Here is a 20,460-nt window from a genome sequence, read left to right as displayed (position 1 = left end):
TGTATTAGGCACGCCGCCAGCGTTCGTCCTGAGCCAGGATCAAACTCTCCAAGAAAGTTGATTAGCTCATTTGTTACGTTGGCTTAGTTTCATAATAGAAACTAAAAAATATTGTTTGTTGACGTTTTTGTTTGTTTAGTTTTCAAAGAACAAGTTGTTTGTCACTCAAAAGCGACTTTATAATCTTACCAAGTTATCAACCGAAAGTCAACAACTTTTTTATTTCTTTTTTTCGTTTGTGTTACTGTCTCGCAGCAACAGATATTAATATACCACCATTATTAGATCAACGCAATACTTTTTTTACGTTTTTTTTAATAAAAAATTATTAAGAAAAAGTGCCGGCACAGCCGGCACTTTACCATCCTTAACGATGGCGCATTAACGGGAATAACAGGACATCACGAATAGACGGGGAATTAGTTAATAGCATAACTAAGCGATCGATTCCAATTCCTAAGCCTCCTGTTGGCGGCATACCATATTCCAACGCCTCAACAAAGTCTTCATCCATCAAGTGGGCCTCATCATTACCTTGTTCACGTTCCATTAACTGCGCTTCAAACCGTTCTCTTTGGTCAATTGGGTCATTAAGCTCGGTAAAGGCATTTGCATGCTCACGGGCTACGATAAACAATTCAAAACGGTCGGTGAAACGCGGGTCTTCATCATTTTTCTTCGCTAACGGTGAAATCTCTACTGGATGTCCAAAAATAAAGGTTGGCTGAATTAGCTTTTCCTCTACCCTCTGCTCGAAGAATTCATTAACGATATGACCATATAACATGTTATCGTTAATTTCCACTCCATGTTCTTTGGCAAGTTCGCGCGCTTCTTCAACGCTCATTTCCTTCCAGAAATCTGCACCGGTAAATTCTTTAATAGCGTCGACCATGTGAAGTCTTTTCCACTCTGGTTTTAAATCTACTTCATAATCACCATATTGGATTGTGGTTGTTCCGACTACTTCTTGAGCAATATGGGCAATTAAGTTTTCCGTAAGGCTCATGATGTCACGATAGTCCGCATAGGCTTCATAAAGTTCAATCATGGTAAACTCAGGGTTGTGACGGGTCGATACGCCCTCATTTCTAAATACACGGCCGATTTCATAAACTTTTTCGAGACCGCCGACGATTAAACGCTTCAAATGAAGTTCAATGGCGATCCGCATATATAATTCCATATCAAGAGCATTATGGTGCGTAATGAACGGGCGTGCAGATGCACCGCCAGCAATCGCATGCATCATTGGGGTTTCTACTTCTAAATAACCTTGGTTATCCAGATAGCGGCGCATTGATTGAATGATCCGGCTCCGGGAAATAAAGGTCTGTTTACTTTCTTGGCTCATAATTAAATCTAAATAACGTTGGCGGTACCGCTGCTCAACATCTTTAAGTCCATGGAATTTATCCGGTAATGGACGCAGTGCTTTAGATAAGAAGGTAAAGTCACTAACTTTTATCGAAAGTTCACCCATTTTGGTTTTAAATACAGTACCAGTTACCCCAATGATGTCTCCTAGGTCAGCGGAATTGAAAATTTGATATTGTTCTTCTCCTACAGCATCTTGCCTAACGTAGATCTGAATTTGCCCCTTTAAATCCTGAATGTGGGCAAAGCCAGCTTTCCCTTTTCCGCGCTTTGTCATGATGCGGCCAGCAATGCTAACCGTCACGTTTTTCCCATCAAGCTCTTCTTTTTCCAAATCTCCATATTGTTCAACCAATTCAGCACTGTAGTGGGAACGGTCAAATCGCTTACCAAATGGATCTAAACCATTTTCACGCATCGAATTCATTTTTTCACGTCTGACCATTAATTGATCGTTTAATTCTTCCTGACTCAACACTATCAACTCCATTAATTTCTTAATTATGTAAACACGCGCATAATCACTTTTTTTGCATACTCTATTATTTTACACAATCTTAAGATTTCAGACACCAAAAAAATTTTATATAGAATAAAAACTGCCAGTTATCCCACTGGCAGCTTCCATCAGTAATCATAGATAGGATAGAACATCAGCCTAAAGCAAGTCAAATTTAGCCAACAATTGCCTGGCATTGCTCTTTTTCTTCCACCTCGATGACTAAATCATTTAGTATGGTAACTAAATGGTCACGCGTATCACACTCATTGATGGCATTACGCACGCTCGCATTACCGCGGACCCCTTTTAAATACCAGGCGGCATGTTTACGCATTTCCCGAACTGCTATATGTTCATTTTTCAGGGCAATCAACCGATCCAAATGAAGGATACAGACATCGATTTTTTCACGAACAGATGGAGGCGCCATTAATTTACCTGTTTCAAGATACTGAACGGTACGGTAAATCATCCATGGGTCACCTAATGCCGCTCTGCCGATCATGACCCCGTCAACGCCGGTTTCATCGAGCATTCTTTTAGCATCCTGCGGTGTTTGAACATCTCCATTTCCGATGACCGGAATGGTAACAGACTGTTTCACTTCACGGATAATGTCCCAATTTGCTGTTCCTTCATACATTTGCACACGGGTACGGCCGTGAAGGGCAACTGCCTTTCCTCCTGCACGCTCAACAGCTTGGGCATTTTTGACGGCAAAGATATGCTCTTCATCCCAGCCCATCCGCATTTTTACGGTTACAGGCTTTTCAACCTCCGCCACAACCGCCGACACCATTTCGTAGATTTTATTGGGATCAAGAAGCCATTTTGCTCCTGCATCACATTTGGTGATTTTTGGAACCGGACAGCCCATATTGATATCGATAATATCAGCATTCGTATTTTGGTCAACAAATTTAGCTGCTTCTACAAGCGTTTCCTTTTCCCCGCCAAAGATTTGCAGGCTCAATGGTTTTTCACGTTCATCAATATAAAGCATATTCATCGTTTTTTTATTTTTCAAAACAATCCCTTTATCACTGATCATTTCCGCACAAACTAAACCGGCACCGAACTCTTTAACCGTTAAACGGAATGCCGAGTTACAGACACCAGCCATTGGTGCCAAGACAACAGGGTTTTTCATTTCAATATCGCCAATTTTTAACAAAAATCCACCTCTTATTCTTTCGGTGTTAAATCATCTATAGTTATTTTTAAGGAATGAGCTATTCTTTGTAGTAAGTCACCTGCAGGCAGGCGATTTCCTCTTTCAATCTCTCCTAAAATCGATACCGATACACCTAGTTCCTTCGAAAAGCTCTCCTGTGTGTAACCTTTCAGCTTCCGATAGGCTCGAATACGTCTTCCCCACTTTTCTGCTTCCATATTCGGACTCCTTCTTTATCAGGTAATTCAGACAGAACTGCATCAAGAGGCTTTTCCATCCACGAAAGATTCGGCTTCAATTCTAAAAGCGGCACAAGCACAAATGCCCGCTCTAACATCCTCGGATGTGGAACAATAAGCTTCTCTGTTTCAATATTTTCTTGGTTAAAAGTCAGAATGTCAAGGTCAACTGTCCGCGGACCCCATTTTATTTCCCTCTTTCTCCCAAGATTCGATTCTATTTTTAAACATTTAGCTAATAACTCATGAGCATCCAAATCAGTAATAACCTCAATTACCATATTTAAAAATAAATCCTGATCTTCATAGCCGACCGGATCGGTTTCATAAATTGAGGAGAAAGTTACTAATTGAGTTTCCGAATCACTAGTTAAAAGTTTGATTGCTCTAGTTATATTATCATAACGGTTTCCTACGTTCGAGCCAAGGGCAATAAATGCTGTGTTTTCCACTTTTTATCTTCTCCTTGTAATTTCTACAGCAACGGATTTGTAATGGCCGGGTATCGGCGGGTCTGGTTTGATGACTTTTACCGTGACCTCAGATACGAGCGGGAATCCCGTCAGGACATTTCCAGCAATTCTTTCCGCCACAGCTTCAACAAGCTTATATGGCTTTCCTTCGACAACTTCTTTGCATACTTCATACAGCTCGCCATAATTGACAGAGTGTTCTAGTTCATCGGTATCCCCAGCCTTTTTCAAATCCACGGAAACAGCTAAGTCGACAGCAAATCTTTGACCTAGTCGAGTTTCTTCCGGAAACACACCATGGTAGCCGTAAAACTCCATCCCATTTACGTATATTTTATCCAATGATTTCACCCTTCCCCATCATAGCATCCATCATTTTTGCCATTCTGCTCATTTCCTTGACATCATGAATGCGGATGATCTGACAGCCCTTTTGAATCCCATAACAAACGGTTGCACCTGTTCCTTCCATCCTTTCTTCAACAGGAAGGTTTAATGCTTGGCCAACCATGGATTTACGTGATGTACCTAACAGGACAGGATACCCGAGCATTACTAGTTTATCTAAGTTTTGCATCATGAGCAGGTTCTCTTGATAGTCCTTGGCAAATCCGATACCGGGATCGAGGATAATATTATTATCGATGACTCCAGCATTTTTAACAATGGCGATGCTTTCATATAGGTCATTGATGACATCTCTTACGAATACACGATAGTTTCGATTATGACGGTTATGCATCAGGATGATTGGGACATTGTACTCGGCGGCAACGCTTCCCATCTTTTCATCCGCTTTCGCTCCCCAAATATCATTAATGATATGGGCGCCTGCCTCAATCGCTTGCTTCGCTACTTCTGCTTTATATGTATCAATCGATATTGGGATTTGAACATGGCGGGAAATAGCCTTGATGATTGGAATGACACGTTCGAGCTCTTCTTCTAAAGAAACAGCAGCAAAGCCGGGACGTGTGGATTCACCGCCGATATCAATGATGTCCGCTCCGTTCGCTGCCATCTCTTTTGCCCGCTTTACTGCAGTTTCGATTTGATTGTATTCGCCGCCATCCGAAAAGGAATCTGGCGTTGCATTTAAAATACCCATCACATTTGTTTTCTTCGTAAAGTCCAAAGTATATGGGCCACACTGAATTTGTTCTTGAGCTGATTTCATTCCGATTCCCCCTTCGCTTGTTTTCACTCATTTATCATACATGAAGCGTTCATAAATTTACAAAAAAATAGAGACGTTGGCCATCGCCAACGCCCCCAATTGTTTCTATTCCACATCATACTGATAAAGCGGTGTGCTTAAATAGCGTTCTCCGTTATCAGGAATAACCGCAAGCACTTTTTTGCCTTTTCCTAATTCCTTTGCAACTTTTAAAGCTGCATAGATTGCTGCACCTGAAGAGATTCCACCAAGAATTCCTTCTTCTCTTGCGGCACGGCGGGAGGCTTCGAAGGCTTCTTCTGTTCCCACCTTGATAATTTCATCATAGATATTTGTATTTAATGTGTCAGGGATAAATCCTGCACCAAGACCTTGGAGCTTATGCGGGCCTGGTTTTCCGCCGGAAAGCACCGCTGAGTCCGTTGGCTCGACTGCATAAATTTTAACATCCGGGAATGTTTCACGGAGCACACTGCCGGCCCCTGAAATTGTTCCGCCTGTTCCAATTCCTGATACAAATGCATCTAGCTGATCCATTTGTTCCACAATTTCTTTTCCTGTCGTTCGGCGATGAACTTCAGGATTGGCTTGGTTCTTAAATTGCTGTGGCAGGAAATAGCCGTTTTCCTTTACTAGCTCTTCTGCTTTAGCAATAGCACCTTTCATTCCCTCTGGTCCAGGTGTTAATACTAGCTCAGCCCCGTAAGCGCGAAGCAGGTTTCGTCTCTCTAAACTCATGGTCTCTGGCATAACAAACACGGCCTTATACCCCTTTGCGGCTGCAATCATTGCCAGGCCGATGCCTGTATTTCCGCTTGTTGGTTCAATAATGGTATCAACACCAGGCTTAATTAATCCCTGTTCCTCAGCAGCCTCAATCATCGCTAAGGCAATCCGATCCTTGACACTGCTCCCCGGGTTAAAATATTCAAGCTTTAAATAAACCTCTGCACTGTTTTCATCTGTCAATCTATTTAGCTTAACAATTGGAGTCTGGCCGACTAATTCAGCCACTGAATTTGCAACACGAACCATTACGAGCACCCCTATTCCGAGTAATTTGGTTGGATTTATCTTGAATTTACCAGTTTTATACTTGTTTTGTCAATCATTTTGTTTCGTAATTTTGTGATATTATTGGAAACAAAAGCGGAAGCACCTTGCTCAGGGGCTCAAGCTGGTCAAGAACAAAAAGCGCAAGCGCCCTGGTCAGCGGCGTATGGCCTGGAGCGCTCCAACTGAGATAAAGGAAACACGAAGAGCCGGAGGCGCATTCGTGCTTGACTTATCGTAGGGCGGAGAGCGAAGGACATTAGCCGCTAGGGCGCTGGAGCTGGATTCAAAAAACTAGGTCAAAGTTATCCACACCTAAATAAATCTATAATTTCCTAGTCAATAAGAAAAAACACAGGAGATTCCCTGTGCTTTTAATTTGCCTTTTTATTACTGCCGTAAAACCAGTCCACTTTTGCGTCATCCCAAAAAGTTGAGGCTGAGACGGGTGTTTTGATTTGCTCAAGGGCAATTTGCCGGCGAATTTGCTCTTTTACATCATCGTAACTATATTTTTTCCCGCTTATTTTCGCTTCAAGCTTCAGTAAGGCATATCCTTGTTCCACCTTGAAGGGCTTACTGTATGCTCCAGTCTTTAGTTTTTTTGCGGTTTCGATATACTGCTCTGGGTAACGCTCATCCTCTTCACTAATATAACCAATATCGCCGCCTTCATTAGCTGAAAACTCTTCGATAGAACGTTCCATTGCTAATGCAGCAAAACTTGAACCATTCGCTAACTCCTTTGAAGCCTTTTCTGCCTCTCCCTTGGTTTTCACAATGATATGGGATAGATGGTATGCGGCCGGTACATCGAAAAGCGTTTTATTTTTATCATAATAGCTTTTCAACTCTTTATTCGATACCACTACATCTCTTGTCAAAATCTCTTCTAATAGAAGGCTCTGCCGGATTTGTTCCTTCCACTGTTTCTCGTTCTTATGGTTCTTTTGACTAAAAGAATTAGCGGTGGCTTGAAGCATTCTAAATTCGCGTTCAACCTCTTGGTCAGATACTTTTATATGGTATTTTGCTGCTATTTCCTCTACGACCATTTGATCAATCATTTCTTTTAAAACGTCTTTTCCGTATCGGGATTCTAACTCATTCAGCCAATCCTGTCTTGAAATCGCCTCTTTGCCCACCGTTGCCACTGCCTCTTCATTGCTCATGGTTCCGCTTGTCTCACTCGCCTTTGAAAGAAAAAAAGCGACAGTCAGGCAATTAACCATGATAAGAGCAGCAATAACCATCCAAAGCTGCTTTCTCCCCAACCTCATCACCCCTCATCAAAAGGATTACTTGGCATCCTTTTTCAGCGCTTCTAATTCTTCCTTCGAAAAATGATATTTTTCATTACAGAAGTGGCAATGGGCTTCCGCCTGTCCATCTTCTTCAATCATCGCATTTATTTCCGCAGCCCCAAGGCCAACAATAGCATTAGCAAAACGCTCTTTAGAGCAGTTACACTCGAAGCCGACCGGCATTGTTTCTAATACCTTTACATGTTCTTTCCCGAAAAGCTCTTCTAAGATTTCCTCAGGTGTTAAGCCTTGTTCAATTAATGTGGAGATGGGGGCAATCGTTTTTAATCGTTCCTCCATTTTGGCAATAACAGGCTCTTCAGTGCCAGGCATTAATTGAAAAATAAACCCGCCTGCGGCCAAAATTGTATCGTCAGGATTAACCAAAACGCCGACACCAACCGATGAAGGCACCTGTTCCGATGTCGCAAAATAATAGGTAAAATCCTCTCCTAATTCTCCTGAAACAAGTGGAACTTGGCCGGAGAAGAAGTTACGAAGGCCTACATCCTTGACGACTGATAGCAAACCATCGGTGCCGACCGCGCGGCGGACATCAAGCTTGCCATGCTCATTTGATTCAAAATCAACCTCGGGATTGGTCACATAGCCGCGAACTTCGCCCTTGGCATTACTATCGACAACAATTTGACCGATGGGTCCGCCGCCGTTTATTTTAATTGTAAGTTTGTCCTCACCCTTAAGCATCGCACCCATCATTACCCCTGCGGTCACCGCACGGCCAAGCGCGGCTGAAGCTGTCCTCCATGTTTGGTGCCGCCGCTGCGCCTCACGCACTGTTTCTGTCGTCCTTACTGCATAAGCGCGAATATTTCCGTCATATGCCAATGCTTTCACTAGATAATCCTTCATAATATAACCCCTTTCCAACTGCTTAAAAAACATAAAATATTGACTTTTAGAATTGATCAGCACAGCCCCCAGCGGCTAGCGGACTTCGCTCTTCTAATTAGCTTATCCCATGTTTCGTTTATAGATGAGCTGTAATCCTTTTAACGTTAAAAATGGATCGACGACATCAATAATCGTTGATTCCTGGGCAATTAATGGGGCCAGCCCGCCTGTTGCAATAACGGTTGGCTTCTTCCCGCTTTGCTCCATCATTCGCCTTACAATGCCCTCTACTTGTCCCACATACCCATAGACAATCCCTGCCTGCATAGCGGCCACCGTATTTTTCCCGATTACCCCTTCAGGGCGGGCAATTTCAATTCGCGGCAGTTTTGCCGCTTTAGAGTATAGCGCTTCTGTCGAGATCCCAACACCAGGCGCAATCGCACCGCCCATATATTGCCGTTCCTCATTCACATAACAATAGGTGGTTGCTGTTCCAAAATCAACAATAATCAGCGGACTCCCATACTCTTGAATAGCCGCAACAGCGTTTACTATCCGGTCTGCTCCGACTTCTCTTGGATTTTCATATTTAATATTCAGCCCTGTTTTTATTCCAGGTCCGACAATGAGCGGCTTAACATGGAAATACTTCTGGCACATTCTTTCTAACGCAAACATGATCGGCGGAACAACCGAGGAAATAATAATGCCGTTAATATCAGAAAAAGACAAGCCTGAATGGTCAAACAATGCTTTTATGCTCATGCCAAATTCATCTTCTGTGCGGTTTCGGCTTGTTTCAACCCGCCAATGATATTTAAGTTTATCACCTTGATAAACACCTAAGACAATATTGGTATTTCCCACATCAAATACGAAAATCAAAGCTATCACTCACTTTATCGATTTTTCTTTTCTACACTGAAAACATAATAACATAAATCGTATCTTGATGAGAAAAAAAGAGTGCTTCGGTTCGAAGCACTCTTTTCGTCATTTACTTGTAATCAATTTCATCAGGAGGGGTATCTAGGAAAGACTTTTCCTCTTTCTCTTTCGCTTCCTCATCCTTTTTAATATTAATGTTAACCTTCATATCCCCTGGCTTTTTTGGTCCAATCTTAACCGATTCTAAGCTAACAGCAGGATCCGGCATATGACCGTGGTCAACCAAGTATTTAATTTGTTCGGCAACAAGAGTTTCTACTTCAAGAAGTGTCTTAGCAATCAAATCAAGCTTGTCACGATTTTCAGTAAGAATCTTTCTTGCCTTTTCATAACATTCTTTAATAATTCTTTGAATTTCGAGATCAATCTCGTAGGCAATCGCATCGGAATAATTTTGTTCATTGTGAATGTCACGGCCTAAGAACACCTGACCGCCTTGTGGTTGACCGAATTGTAATGGCCCAAGCTTATCACTCATCCCATATTCAGTCACCATCTTACGAGCAATATTTGTAGCCCGCTGGAAGTCGTTGTGGGCACCTGTACTAACTTCACCAAAAACAATTTCTTCTGCGACACGTCCACCCAATAATCCGGTAATTTTATCAAGTAATTCCGGCTTTGTCATAAAGTAGCGGTCTTCTCTAGGAAGCATAACGGCATAGCCGCCTGCTTGACCCCGCGGAACAATCGTCACTTTGTGGACCATATCTGCTTCATCGAGCACTAATCCGATAACGGTATGACCACCCTCGTGGAAGGCGACGATATTCCGTTCTTTTTCGGAAATAACCCGGCTCTTTTTAGCTGGACCAGCAATGACGCGGTCTGTTGCTTCATCGATATCTTCCATATCGATTTTCTTCTTGCTGCTTCGGGCTGCCACTAGTGCGGCCTCATTCAATAAATTCTCTAGGTCAGCACCCGAGAAACCAGGTGTACGCATCGCAATATTTTTCAAGTTTACTGATTCATCTAACGGTTTATTGCGCGCATGGACTTTTAGTACAGCCTCACGCCCAATTACATCAGGACGGTCAACGGTAATTTGACGGTCAAAACGGCCAGGACGCAATAATGCAGGGTCAAGAATATCCGCACGGTTTGTTGCTGCAATGATGATGATTCCCTCATTCGCACCAAAACCATCCATTTCAACTAAAAGTTGATTCAACGTTTGTTCACGCTCATCGTGTCCGCCGCCAAGTCCTGCTCCGCGCTGACGTCCGACAGCATCAATTTCATCAATAAAAATAATACATGGTGCATTTTTCTTTGCATTTTCAAATAGATCACGAACACGCGAAGCACCGACCCCAACAAACATCTCGACAAAGTCAGAACCGCTTATTGAGAAGAAAGGAACACCAGCTTCACCTGCTGTTGCCCGGGCAAGTAATGTTTTACCAGTCCCTGGAGGTCCTACTAAGAGAACTCCCTTTGGAATACGGGCACCCAACTCAGCAAATTTGCGTGGATCTTTCAGGAACTCCACAACCTCAACTAATTCAGCCTTTTCCTCATCCGCACCGGCAACATCTCTAAAACGAACCTTTTTCTTATCATCGTTATAAAGCTTAGCCTTCGATTTACCAAAATTCATTACACGGCTGCCGCCGCCTTGAGCTTGGTTTAATAAGAAGAAGAATAAAATAAAGATAATCACAAATGGGATAATCGATGTAAAGAACGTTACCCAGCCGCTAGTTTCCTTTGCTGGCATTACTTCCACTTTTGAATCAGCCGCATCAATTCGTGCAAGAATTTTCTCGCTGTTTGGAATATAGGTTATAAATTTCTTGTCTTTTGCATTGAGCTCACCGCGAACTTCATACACTCCTCGTTCAGGCTGCATCGAAAATGTTTTAACCTCACCATTTTCTAATTGCTTAACGAACTTGTCATAGGAAATGTGATCGGTTGGCTCATTACTCCCATTAAAGAAACTAACCACGCCAATAATAACTAAAAATATTAATAAATAAAAGATGGTATTACGGAAAATCCGATTCATCTCTTACCTCCTCCCGCGGGTAAAAACTATAATAAATAGTATCATAGAAAATCTTACTAATTCAAGGAATTGCTCTCAATTATTGGCACCATTCGTTTGCTTAGACAATTCGAAGGGATAACCAGTCCATTTAGCTATTCCTTATTGATTATTGCTATAAACCTCAGGTTTTAAAACGCCAATATATGGGAGGTTTCGGTATTTCTCGATATAATCCAAGCCATAACCGACAACAAACTCATCTGGGACGACGAATCCAACATAATCCGCTTTAATAGCACTCTTTCTTCCGGTCGGCTTATCAAGTAAGGTAACAATCTTAATGGATTTTGCCTTCCGGTAACGGAATAAATCGACTAAATAACTGAGCGTCAGACCGCTGTCAATTATATCCTCGATAATTAATATGTCCCTTCCTTCCACTGATGTATCTAAGTCCTTGAGGATTTTTACCTCTCCCGAAGAAACAAAGCCAGTACCGTAGCTGGAAACATCCATAAAATCCATTTCAAGATAGCAATCCATCCGTTTTAATAAATCTGCCATAAAGGGCATTGCGCCTTTTAGAACGCCAATGGCGAGCGGAAAGCGATCTTTGTATTCTTCTGTTAACTCAGCTGCTAACACTTTTATCTTCTCTTGAATTTCCTCTTCTGAAACTAACACCTTTTCAATATCCTGTTTCATCATAAATGTGCCTCCTAGAAGATTGTTACTTTTCATAAGTAAGTAGTATATATTGTTTTGTTGATGTATCAATACCTTCAAAAGAAGATTTTTTTAAACCTGGAAGCCAAAGAATGCAATCCTTTTTGTCCGTAATAATAGGCCATTGATCTCGGTCCTGAACGGGGACTTTCTGATCAATAAAAATATCCTTTAACTTTTTCGACCCTTGCATCCCCTTCAATGTCATTCGATCGCCTTTATTTCTTGTACGAATGATAATCGGCCACTGAATACTGCAGGCCTTAAACAAGGCTGTGTATTGGTATGAATCAGGAATTTTCTTGTCTACATAATCGATTCGGATACTCCCACCGTTTGGCAAGACAATAATCCCTGGCTCGTTGATTTCAAAAAGGTATTTTTCCCCCGCAGCGGAAGAAAAAAGGAAAGACAGCTGCGAATATGAGCGAATAACTTTTAGGCCATTGGGAAAATCAAGTTTACCTGAAGGTTCACGATGATGAATTAAGAAAAATACTTGATCGATATGTATCGCCGAAAGAGAAGAAGGTTTTTCTTTGTAAAGATAGTTTAATATTAGTTGAATCCCTCTCCTTTGTAAAGGTAAAGGCACTTCAAGAAATCTTTTAATGTCAAGAGTTATTTTACTCTCTTCTCTCTTTGTCACTACTGTATTCATTTGCTCAACCGTTAACTCCTGGAGGAAGGCCTCATCGCTTTGGAGCTCTTCGCTAAACCGCTGAAAATGATCGTGAACACGACTGTTTTCCCTTTTTAAAAAAGGGAGAACCTGTTTGCGAAATCGATTTCTACTATAAATACTTTTCTCATTGCTTGGGTCCATCCTTGGGTTAAGATTGTGGTTTCGGCAATATTGCTGTATCTCATCCTTTGTTAAACTCAAAAATGGGCGGAAAAGAACACCTGAATAAAATGGCCGGGAAAATGGGATTCCTGCTCTCGCTTTTCCACTGCTACCTCTTGTTAACCTCATGAGAATTGTCTCAATTTGATCATCACCATGATGGCCAAGAGCTAAATAGTGGCAGTCATACTTTTCCATTACTTTCGCATAAAATTGATATCTTACTTCTCGTGCTGCAATTTGCGAACTTTTCCCGGTTGTTTCCAATATTTCAGGTACGTTGACCCGCACCATTTCAAAGGGAATATCAAGCTGTTCACAAATATTTTTGACAAACATGGCATCCTCATAAGACTCCTGACCACGAAACATATGGTCGACATGGGCAGCAATAATGGAAAGATTCCTTTTAACTTTTTCCCCCTGTAGATAGTAAAGCAGTGCTAAAGAATCCGGTCCTCCTGAAACACCAACCACAATTTTCTTATTATCAAGCTGAAATGAGTGGTGCTTTAAAAGGACCTCAACCTTTGTTTCCAACATAGATTACACGTTCCTTAAACATAAGTATTTACCTAAAAAATTTTAGAATACCAATAGCTTACCACTAACCGCATTTAGCTATCAAAATATTGGCATGATAAATGAACTAGTAATATTTTCATTATTTGTCCAGCTCCAGACCATACGCCGCTGACCAGGGCGCTTGCGCTTTTCTTATATACGGATAAACTCACAATTAGTTTCACGAATTAAAGCAATTTATTAAAAGTATACAAGGCATATAAAATGCCTAGAACCATCGCAATTATGAAAAATTCTGTCCAGCCGCTCTTTTTCTTCTTTTTTCGGTACGTCTGTCTTGTCAAAGGCTTAATAGCCTGTGGGACTTTCTTTTGACTATTTACTGAGGTGCCGCTGTCAGTTCTTTTTGGCGGTGAAGGCGGGTCTAAAATGGGTTTATCCACCATTACATCTAATAAATCCACTCTCATTTGCTTAGCATTAGTATAATGACCCTGAAGAGCCTTTACGAGGGCCTTTTCAAATTTCAACAGTTCCGGCTTTTGCCGAATGGCTTCTCTTAATTGTGAAATACCGCCAGAGGTCTTCTTAAAGCGATTTGGATAGGCAGAGTTTATCATGATCATGGCCGCTGCAAATAAATCATAGGACGGCTCCGCCTTTCTTGAACCCAACCCCCAATAACCGCGGTCATAAAACTCAGTGAATTCCTTAATTGCCCTTCCCTGCATCGTTGTTCCGCCGACATCAATACATCTGATTCTCGGAGGAGGTCCTGTGACAATTAAGTTCTCCGGCTTTAAATCACCAAATACCCAGCCGTTTTCATGGAGCACTTCTAAATCGCTAAGCAGTTGCAAAAATAACACGAGCGCCCAGGATTTACCTCTTTGATGTAAAAAGGATAGGAGATCAGGACCCTGAATATATTCCATGACATAAAAGGAAATAGCTGGACCCCCCTGTAAAGTTCGCCAATCATCAACATCAAGCAAAGAAGGTCCAAGGGTTTGGGGCCCTTGGACCTTCGCAAAGGATTTTAGAACATTTACCTCTGAGGTGATGGACATCCCATTATCACTCATTTTCAATGCTACTTGAGTATTTTTGTGTTTGGCAAGGTACACCACCCCGTTTGCCCCATACCCTAGTTCTTTTACAATCGTATAGTTATTTCCATGCCATTTTCCAGAGATGATGGTCCCAGGACGAAGATTATATTGATTCTTCAAAGTATGATTCATCATCACGTGAAAGCAGGCTCCTTATTGATTTTTTTTGGCTGAATGAAGAAAGCGCCGTCCGTAATGCCGGCCCTGTCGGCGTAATCCCTCCGGTCGACAGCTGCGAAAAGATACTTGTCAAAGATTGTAGCTTCGGTGTCCAATCCAGCAATTTTTCGACATCATTCTTTTTCCCGGGAAATACGTAAACTGAAAATTGGTTCTCGCCGCTTCTGGCGTTTAAGCTTAGTGAGAGGTCGAGCAGCGCCTCTTTCACGGTTGGAAGCTTATGTTTCATGCTCGCACTTGTATCGACAAGAATCAACACTTCTAATTCGACAGTTTCCCCTAATTCATCGACAACCTCCATAACTTCACCGCGTTTGTCCGGCGGCAGGTCTTCCATCGATTGTGAACGCCCCAAAATTTGCTGCAATTGACTGTTTACTACACCTTGAATCGTTTGGTTCATCGCTTTCCGGGTGACCATTTGCACTGTTTGCGAGAGTGCTTCAGCATAAACGATCTGACTGACTCCGCCGCCGGACATGGCAATCCCCTCTATTTCCGTCATTCCCTTTTCATCAATAATATCCTTCTCAGTGACACCAATAACATTGACCGTAATCCCCTGCTCCTTCGCAAGTGCTGCCATGGCAATGGGATCGTCTCCTTGATTCGAACAACCATCTGTAATCAGCAGGATTTGCCGAATTTTCCCTGTATACATAACCTTCTCCCTCCACGTAACGTATTGCTACCATTTTCGACGGGAATAAGGTGATTTATACATAGAAAAGCGGAATCGCCCGTTTAGCGGCATATGGGCTGGAGCGCTTCGACTGAGATAAAGGAAACACGGTGAGCGCTCTTCGAACCGATGTTGACTTATCGTAGGGAGAAGAGCGAAGTCCATTAGCCGCTGGGCGATGGAGCTGGACAATTCTCAAAGTCGAAATGTTAAGCATGACGCTTTACTTTGTGCACTGGAATCGATGCCCATTTCGGGGTATTATGTTTTATTTTTGCCACTGTCACAGTCATATCGTCATCAATGATATCTGATTTCGAACGAATGACTTCTTCTAAAATTAAATCAGCAATTTCCTGCGGGTCATCGGTTTCTAATTCTAATAATTTCCGCTTCATCCATAAATCATAATTCTCCACATGGTTTGGTCCCTCAAACACGCCATCACTCATCATTACTAACAGATCACCGGCTTTTAATTGTTCGCTGACGACATCGACTTCAAATTCCTGAAGTATTCCGATCGGCAGGTTGCTGGCCTGGATTTTAATGATCTTATTACCCCGTTTAATGAAGCTTGGTGTTGAACCAATTTTCAGGAATTTTGCCGAGGCATTTTTCAAATCAATCATCGCCAAATCTAAAGTTGAAAAGATTTCATCTGTTGTTCTTAGTGAAAGAATAGAATTAATTGATTTAATCGCAGTCCTCTCTTCAATCCCTGACTGGAGTATTTTTTGTAATAGCTTTAGTGTTTCATTGCTTTCATAATGGGCTCTTTCGCCGTTTCCCATGCCATCACTAATGGCAATCGCATACTTGCCCAAACCCAGTTCAATCGTTGAATAGCTGTCACCCGAAACCAAGCCGCCATCTTTGGCCGCATGGGCTGCCCCCGTTTCCACGGTAAACGCTTTCGATGATCTGAACGTGACGTGACAGAAGCCATTCGGGAAGGTTGCACATTCCTCCTTATTCACAACAATTGTTTCCTCCAGAATATCTGACAGCATCGGGGCAATTAATTTCTCACATTCCCCATGGCCGTTACAGAATGGCACCGACATCTCAATATCGACATTTCCCGGATCCAGACTATAAATTTCCACCTGTTCAATATGAATCCCAAACCCTTGCATCGCCTCGATAATTTGCTCCTCCTGTTTGTGATGATTTTCCCTTTCCCGTTGAATTTCCTTTGCAAAGCTATCCATCACTTCAGAAACTCCTAATAATTGATCCGCAACAAGCTTCCGGCTCTCCTGAACCTGTTTCTTTAATTTTTGATTAGCCTGAAAAAAGGTTAATTGCTGGCCTATCGTTTCATATACTTTTTTCGAACGTGTACAAAGCTTTTCCCAGTCTCTTGATAATTTAGTAGAGACTGCTCCATCATTTTGATCCATTTCGTGAATAATTTCCTCCATATAGGCATAGGTTGTATTAAAATTCTTTGCCCAGCATTGTTCCTGCTTAAAGCATGTTTGGCACGTTTTTTCCGTTACATTGCTCATAAAGTAATCCATTTCGCGGTCACTTTCAGTATCATCCTGAATGACTTCCATTTGGGAAAAGCTTTTTGATAGGGCATGAAACACACCAGAAAATTGCGAAACCCGCTGTGCCGTTACGTCGCGCATTTTCCTCATATATTTTTGCTGCTCGGCCGTGTATTCCGGTGTACCAGGTATATACTTTGCTAGTCTAGAGGTAAGAGCTTGTGGTGTTAAGAGGAATAAGAAAACAGCAGCTGTTGACTCCAATACAGTTTTCAATAACGAGCCTCCCCCTTCCCCATACATTCCGATAAGGAGGGTGGCAATAAATAGGCCGATGGAAACACCGATTTTTTTCCCTTCCTTCATTAATCCGCCGAGCACACCTGAGAAGGCTAGTAAACTCATATGGTAGAAGCTTGACACGCTTGCAAGGCTGAAAATCAACCCAGTCACCACTCCTACAGTGGAGCCGACTGTTGCTCCGGCAATAAAGGAAAACACTAGCACTAAGTAGCGCGACATAATATGTTCAAGCGACAAATCATACACTTGCCAGCCAATGGTGCCCGTCATAATCGAAGCGAGCATAATAATGAGGCAGACGATTTCTTCTGTTTTTAACAGCTGTCTGCGCTTATTCAAGGTTAATAAAGGAATACTTTGTAAAAAAATCAGTGTCAGAATGAAGGCAAGGCTTGCCTGGACACCGACCATCATTAAATCATATAGAACCAACTGCTGCGATAAAATAAACGCTTCACCCAGTTTTCCAATTCCGAGGATAATTCCGACAAAAAAAGGCAGTGCTCTCATTTCATTTGTCAGCCACTTTTGACTGATCCGGAAAATGACCAAAAAGCAGATGGTGATGGTGAACGTAAAGGCGGCATTTGCAAGTGACAAGGTTGCCGCTCCGACAACTAGTCCAATCAGTGCCAGCGGTGCCCGCTCTCTTCTGATTAAATAAACAGAGGCAAAGAAAGGAAGGCAGAACGGGGTCAGCTTCGCCAGGATTAACGCTCGTCCCAGTAAAAATCCCACGAATAACAAAAGATAACCCTTTTTGATAAATAGGGACTCGAGCAGCGCATGGAATTTCCCGAGTCCACTCCCCAAAGCCGATTTCGATGAATGCAGGCTAACTTTCCCAACCGGTTCTATGAAACTTGCATTTGTCTTTTCCATAATCACACTCCCTAATCTTTTATCATTGTGGACTATTATAAAATTAATAGGCTTAAAAGTTTGTCAAAATAGTGAACAAGTTAAAATAATCGTTCGACGCTTTTCACTATAATCATTCAAATAACCATAACTACCTTTATTTATGTCGATTTAGGTGCACAGAGCGAAGATAATTTTTCAGAAACGACAAAAAAGACAAGCCCGCTTGGACCTGTCTTACTATAAGTTATTTAGTGAAACCTGCTTTATCCGACAACAATTAAGCAGCAAGTTAACCCCGTCTAGCTCCTCTTCCTCCACGCTTAGACTCTGTGTTGCGCTTTAAGGAAGATAAACGATCTTCACTATCTTTTAAAAATTTGGCCATTTTTGATTCAAAGTTTTCTGGTCTAGGATTATTGCGATCGTTTGCTCTTCCTTGACGAGGGCGTTGTGAATGTGAGTGGGATCTTTGCGGTGCTTCGGGTCTATCCTTTGCCTTTTTAATGGATAGGCCAATTTTCCCGTCCTTCTCAACATTGATGACTTTAACTTCTACTTGGTCGCCAACCTTAAGGTGATCGTTAATATCCTTAACATAGTTGTCAGCAACCTCACTGATGTGTACGAGTCCTGTTGAGCCCTCCGGCAGCTCCACGAACGCTCCGAAATTTGTAATCCCTGTTACCTTTCCCTGTAACTTGCTGCCTACTTCAATTGACATAAAAAGAATGTTCCTCCTTAAAATAATAAAAAATCAATCTTACTCTATATTATACAAAAAGTAAAAATTCAGTGTCAATATGACTACACAATGGTTCATTTTTCCTTCTTTGTTTCCGGAATATTAAAGATAATTTCGTTTTCCCCAGAGAAAAAAATTTCTTTTCTCGCAAGCTTAGCAATGTATTCATCATCATTTAATTTAATGATATCCTCATTGAGGACTTCCTGCTGCTGTTTTAATTTAGTCAACTGGGTGTTAAACTGTTTCTTTTGAGCGATTTTTGCATCAAGTTTAGTGGTTTGGGAAAGATAACTGGAAATCATCAGATACGATAGAAAGCCTGCAAACACCACAAAGAGCGAGAGGCGTCTAAGTAACAATTTCCTTTTTCTAGCTGATGCGATTTCTGCATATTCCTGCTGCTCGACATAGGTTGTCTGCATCTTTGACACATTTCTCTTTCGTTCCGCTCCCATTTCCCGTTAACCTCCTCACTCTTTTCGTTTTTTCCATCTATTAATCCACTTAATAATAGTATTCTTGATTCCCTTAAAATTTCCTGCTGTTTTATTATATAACTTCTCGACGGCTTTTTTAAGACCTTTCGGCAAAAGTTTCCAAAAAATTAATACTATTTTTTGCAATGGTACTACTATTACTTTTAATAGTAATAGTAAAACTTTTAAAACAAATTTGACAAGGGCATAAAGACCCCTGCCAAGTACGAGAATGATGGTAATAACCAGTTGGGTCAGACCAAGAATTGGTTTATAAATGAGCAGTTGAAAGGTTTTTTTCAAAAACTTTGTCACGGCAATGATCGTCTTGATTACAAACTCCAATAATTGCAGATAAATCCCTTTAAATAGGCCTTGGTATGCCGCGAACCCGCAAATAAGCGCAATAAAGATATAAAATCTTATTTCTCCATTGTTAACAATAAATAAGGTGTAAAAAATAAGCAATGCTTGAATGATCCAAAATAATAGGTCATTACAGAAGACAATCCAAGTTTTTCGTTTTGGCCGATTTAAAAACCGTTGGTACGTATCAAACATGGCGCCAAATAACGACCCCATTCCAATCATTGAAAGCATGGTGAGAAATTGCGTCGAAAGGGTCATCGGAATAACTTGCTAAAGAAACCTTTAGCTTTCTCCCCGTGCTGTTCATCCAAGTATTCGAGGTCAAAAATCTTCCCTTTAATAGAGACAATCCCCTTTTCGACATCCAAATTCTTCATCTGCAGGTTTTGTCCTTTGATTGCTAAAAATCCCATAACCGTTTCCAATAAGAATTCCTCATTATCAAAGCTTTCCACCTGTTTAACGCCGGTAATATCAAGAAGCCTTCTCCCTCTCATCATGACATCATGATCAGGAACACTGCTTTTTGTGGTATTACTTTCATAATATTGGCTCATTATCATCCCTCACAATCATTTGTACAACCTTTATGTAAAATGTATGTGAAGGACAGCAGAATTAGAACTTCGAAAAGCGGAAGCGCCTTGATCAGGGGCGACAGGCATAAGGCAAGCAGGCGAGTAGGTTGCTCTTTAACCTTCTTGACTGCTTGACTTATGACCCGAGCCCCTAGGCGCTGGAGCTAGACAACATGCTTTAGTCGTTTGAGCCAAGTCTCTCTTCGTTCAAAATCGTATACATCTCCGCCGCTTCGTCTTTGCGGGATGTTTCTTGAATCCGGTCGATTCTTGCCGTTACTCTTCTCTGGCCAAGGCGAATCGTTAATTCGTCGCCGACTTTAACGGTTGAACTGGCTTTTGCCTCTTTCCCATTAATTTCAATTCTGCCTTGATCGGATACTTCTTTGGCTAAGGTTCTCCGCTTAATTAATCTTGAAACCTTTAAAAACTTATCTAGACGCATGATTATTT

At 41.6% G+C, this 20,460-nt stretch carries 21 protein-coding genes; all 21 read right to left on the bottom strand.

Features of this window, described 5'->3' with window-relative positions; all coding sequences use genetic code 11:
• Positions 1–367: 367 nt before the first annotated feature.
• The 21 genes from lysS to ACFVSW_RS25135 all read right to left on the bottom strand — a co-directional run bounded on the left by lysS (position 368) and on the right by ACFVSW_RS25135 (position 20,452).
• Entirely contained in the window at positions 368–1,852 is a 1,485-nt protein-coding gene (gene lysS, locus ACFVSW_RS25235) for a lysine--tRNA ligase (RefSeq protein WP_387319363.1), read from the bottom strand.
• A 199-nt stretch (positions 1,853–2,051) separates the two neighbouring features.
• Complete coding sequence (dusB, locus tag ACFVSW_RS25230) at positions 2,052–3,053, bottom strand: tRNA dihydrouridine synthase DusB (protein ID WP_387319362.1); 1,002 nt, start codon at positions 3,051–3,053, stop codon at positions 2,052–2,054.
• 11 nt (positions 3,054–3,064) lie between these two features.
• Entirely contained in the window at positions 3,065–3,271 is a 207-nt protein-coding gene (locus ACFVSW_RS25225; RefSeq protein ID WP_387319361.1) for a helix-turn-helix domain-containing protein, read from the bottom strand.
• Positions 3,223–3,744 (bottom strand): 2-amino-4-hydroxy-6-hydroxymethyldihydropteridine diphosphokinase, encoded by a 522-nt coding sequence (gene folK, locus ACFVSW_RS25220; RefSeq protein WP_387319359.1) that lies wholly within the window; start codon positions 3,742–3,744, stop codon positions 3,223–3,225. The genes ACFVSW_RS25225 and folK overlap by 49 nt, the downstream gene beginning before the upstream one ends.
• A 3-nt stretch (positions 3,745–3,747) precedes the next feature.
• A complete protein-coding gene (gene folB, locus ACFVSW_RS25215) occupies positions 3,748–4,107 on the bottom strand; it encodes a dihydroneopterin aldolase (protein WP_387319358.1) in 360 nt (119 codons plus the stop codon).
• On the bottom strand, positions 4,100–4,942 hold the full coding sequence (folP, locus tag ACFVSW_RS25210; protein ID WP_387319357.1) for a dihydropteroate synthase: 843 nt from the start codon (positions 4,940–4,942) through the stop codon (positions 4,100–4,102). The genes folB and folP overlap by 8 nt, the downstream gene beginning before the upstream one ends.
• Before the next feature lie 105 nt (positions 4,943–5,047).
• The gene (cysK, locus tag ACFVSW_RS25205) at positions 5,048–5,977 is read right to left on the bottom strand and encodes a cysteine synthase A (RefSeq protein WP_387319356.1); all 930 of its coding nucleotides are present in this window, start codon (positions 5,975–5,977) and stop codon (positions 5,048–5,050) included.
• Positions 5,978–6,369: 392 nt separating this feature from the next.
• Complete coding sequence (locus ACFVSW_RS25200) at positions 6,370–7,275, bottom strand: peptidyl-prolyl cis-trans isomerase (protein WP_387319355.1); 906 nt, start codon at positions 7,273–7,275, stop codon at positions 6,370–6,372.
• A gap of 18 nt (positions 7,276–7,293) precedes the next feature.
• Positions 7,294–8,172, bottom strand: a complete 879-nt coding sequence (hslO, locus tag ACFVSW_RS25195) for an Hsp33 family molecular chaperone HslO (protein WP_387319354.1) — start codon at positions 8,170–8,172, stop codon at positions 7,294–7,296.
• A gap of 102 nt (positions 8,173–8,274) precedes the next feature.
• On the bottom strand, positions 8,275–9,042 hold the full coding sequence (locus ACFVSW_RS25190; protein ID WP_387319353.1) for a type III pantothenate kinase: 768 nt from the start codon (positions 9,040–9,042) through the stop codon (positions 8,275–8,277).
• Positions 9,043–9,154: 112 nt separating this feature from the next.
• Complete coding sequence (gene ftsH / locus ACFVSW_RS25185; RefSeq protein ID WP_387319352.1) at positions 9,155–11,119, bottom strand: ATP-dependent zinc metalloprotease FtsH; 1,965 nt, start codon at positions 11,117–11,119, stop codon at positions 9,155–9,157.
• A gap of 141 nt (positions 11,120–11,260) precedes the next feature.
• Positions 11,261–11,806: a hypoxanthine phosphoribosyltransferase gene (hpt, locus tag ACFVSW_RS25180; protein WP_483872663.1), complete on the bottom strand. Its 546-nt coding sequence runs from the start codon at positions 11,804–11,806 to the stop codon at positions 11,261–11,263.
• Positions 11,807–11,831: 25 nt separating this feature from the next.
• Entirely contained in the window at positions 11,832–13,217 is a 1,386-nt protein-coding gene (gene tilS / locus ACFVSW_RS25175; RefSeq protein WP_387319350.1) for a tRNA lysidine(34) synthetase TilS, read from the bottom strand.
• Positions 13,218–13,426: 209 nt separating this feature from the next.
• The gene (locus tag ACFVSW_RS25170; protein WP_387319365.1) at positions 13,427–14,446 is read right to left on the bottom strand and encodes a serine/threonine protein kinase; all 1,020 of its coding nucleotides are present in this window, start codon (positions 14,444–14,446) and stop codon (positions 13,427–13,429) included.
• Entirely contained in the window at positions 14,415–15,152 is a 738-nt protein-coding gene (locus tag ACFVSW_RS25165; RefSeq protein ID WP_024026457.1) for a vWA domain-containing protein, read from the bottom strand. The genes ACFVSW_RS25170 and ACFVSW_RS25165 overlap by 32 nt, the downstream gene beginning before the upstream one ends.
• Before the next feature lie 230 nt (positions 15,153–15,382).
• Positions 15,383–17,857 carry a stage II sporulation protein E gene (spoIIE, locus tag ACFVSW_RS25160; RefSeq protein WP_387319349.1) on the bottom strand — a complete coding sequence of 825 codons (2,475 nt, stop codon included), beginning with the start codon at positions 17,855–17,857 and terminating at the stop codon, positions 15,383–15,385.
• A 271-nt stretch (positions 17,858–18,128) separates the two neighbouring features.
• Entirely contained in the window at positions 18,129–18,560 is a 432-nt protein-coding gene (locus tag ACFVSW_RS25155; protein WP_387319348.1) for a S1 domain-containing RNA-binding protein, read from the bottom strand.
• Between the two features lie 95 nt (positions 18,561–18,655).
• On the bottom strand, positions 18,656–19,039 hold the full coding sequence (locus tag ACFVSW_RS25150; protein WP_387319347.1) for an FtsB family cell division protein: 384 nt from the start codon (positions 19,037–19,039) through the stop codon (positions 18,656–18,658).
• A gap of 15 nt (positions 19,040–19,054) precedes the next feature.
• Entirely contained in the window at positions 19,055–19,687 is a 633-nt protein-coding gene (gene yabQ / locus ACFVSW_RS25145; RefSeq protein ID WP_387319346.1) for a spore cortex biosynthesis protein YabQ, read from the bottom strand.
• Positions 19,684–19,986, bottom strand: coding sequence for a sporulation protein YabP (yabP, locus tag ACFVSW_RS25140; RefSeq protein ID WP_387319345.1), 303 nt, complete (start codon positions 19,984–19,986; stop codon positions 19,684–19,686). The genes yabQ and yabP overlap by 4 nt, the downstream gene beginning before the upstream one ends.
• A gap of 199 nt (positions 19,987–20,185) precedes the next feature.
• Positions 20,186–20,452: an RNA-binding S4 domain-containing protein gene (locus tag ACFVSW_RS25135; protein WP_387319344.1), complete on the bottom strand. Its 267-nt coding sequence runs from the start codon at positions 20,450–20,452 to the stop codon at positions 20,186–20,188.
• Positions 20,453–20,460: the final 8 nt, after the last annotated feature.

The organism is Neobacillus sp. NPDC058068 (assembly GCF_042885335.1).
Taxonomy (GTDB): Bacteria; Bacillota; Bacilli; order Bacillales; family Cytobacillaceae; genus Neobacillus.
This window is presented reverse-complemented; position numbering and strand designations above follow the sequence as displayed.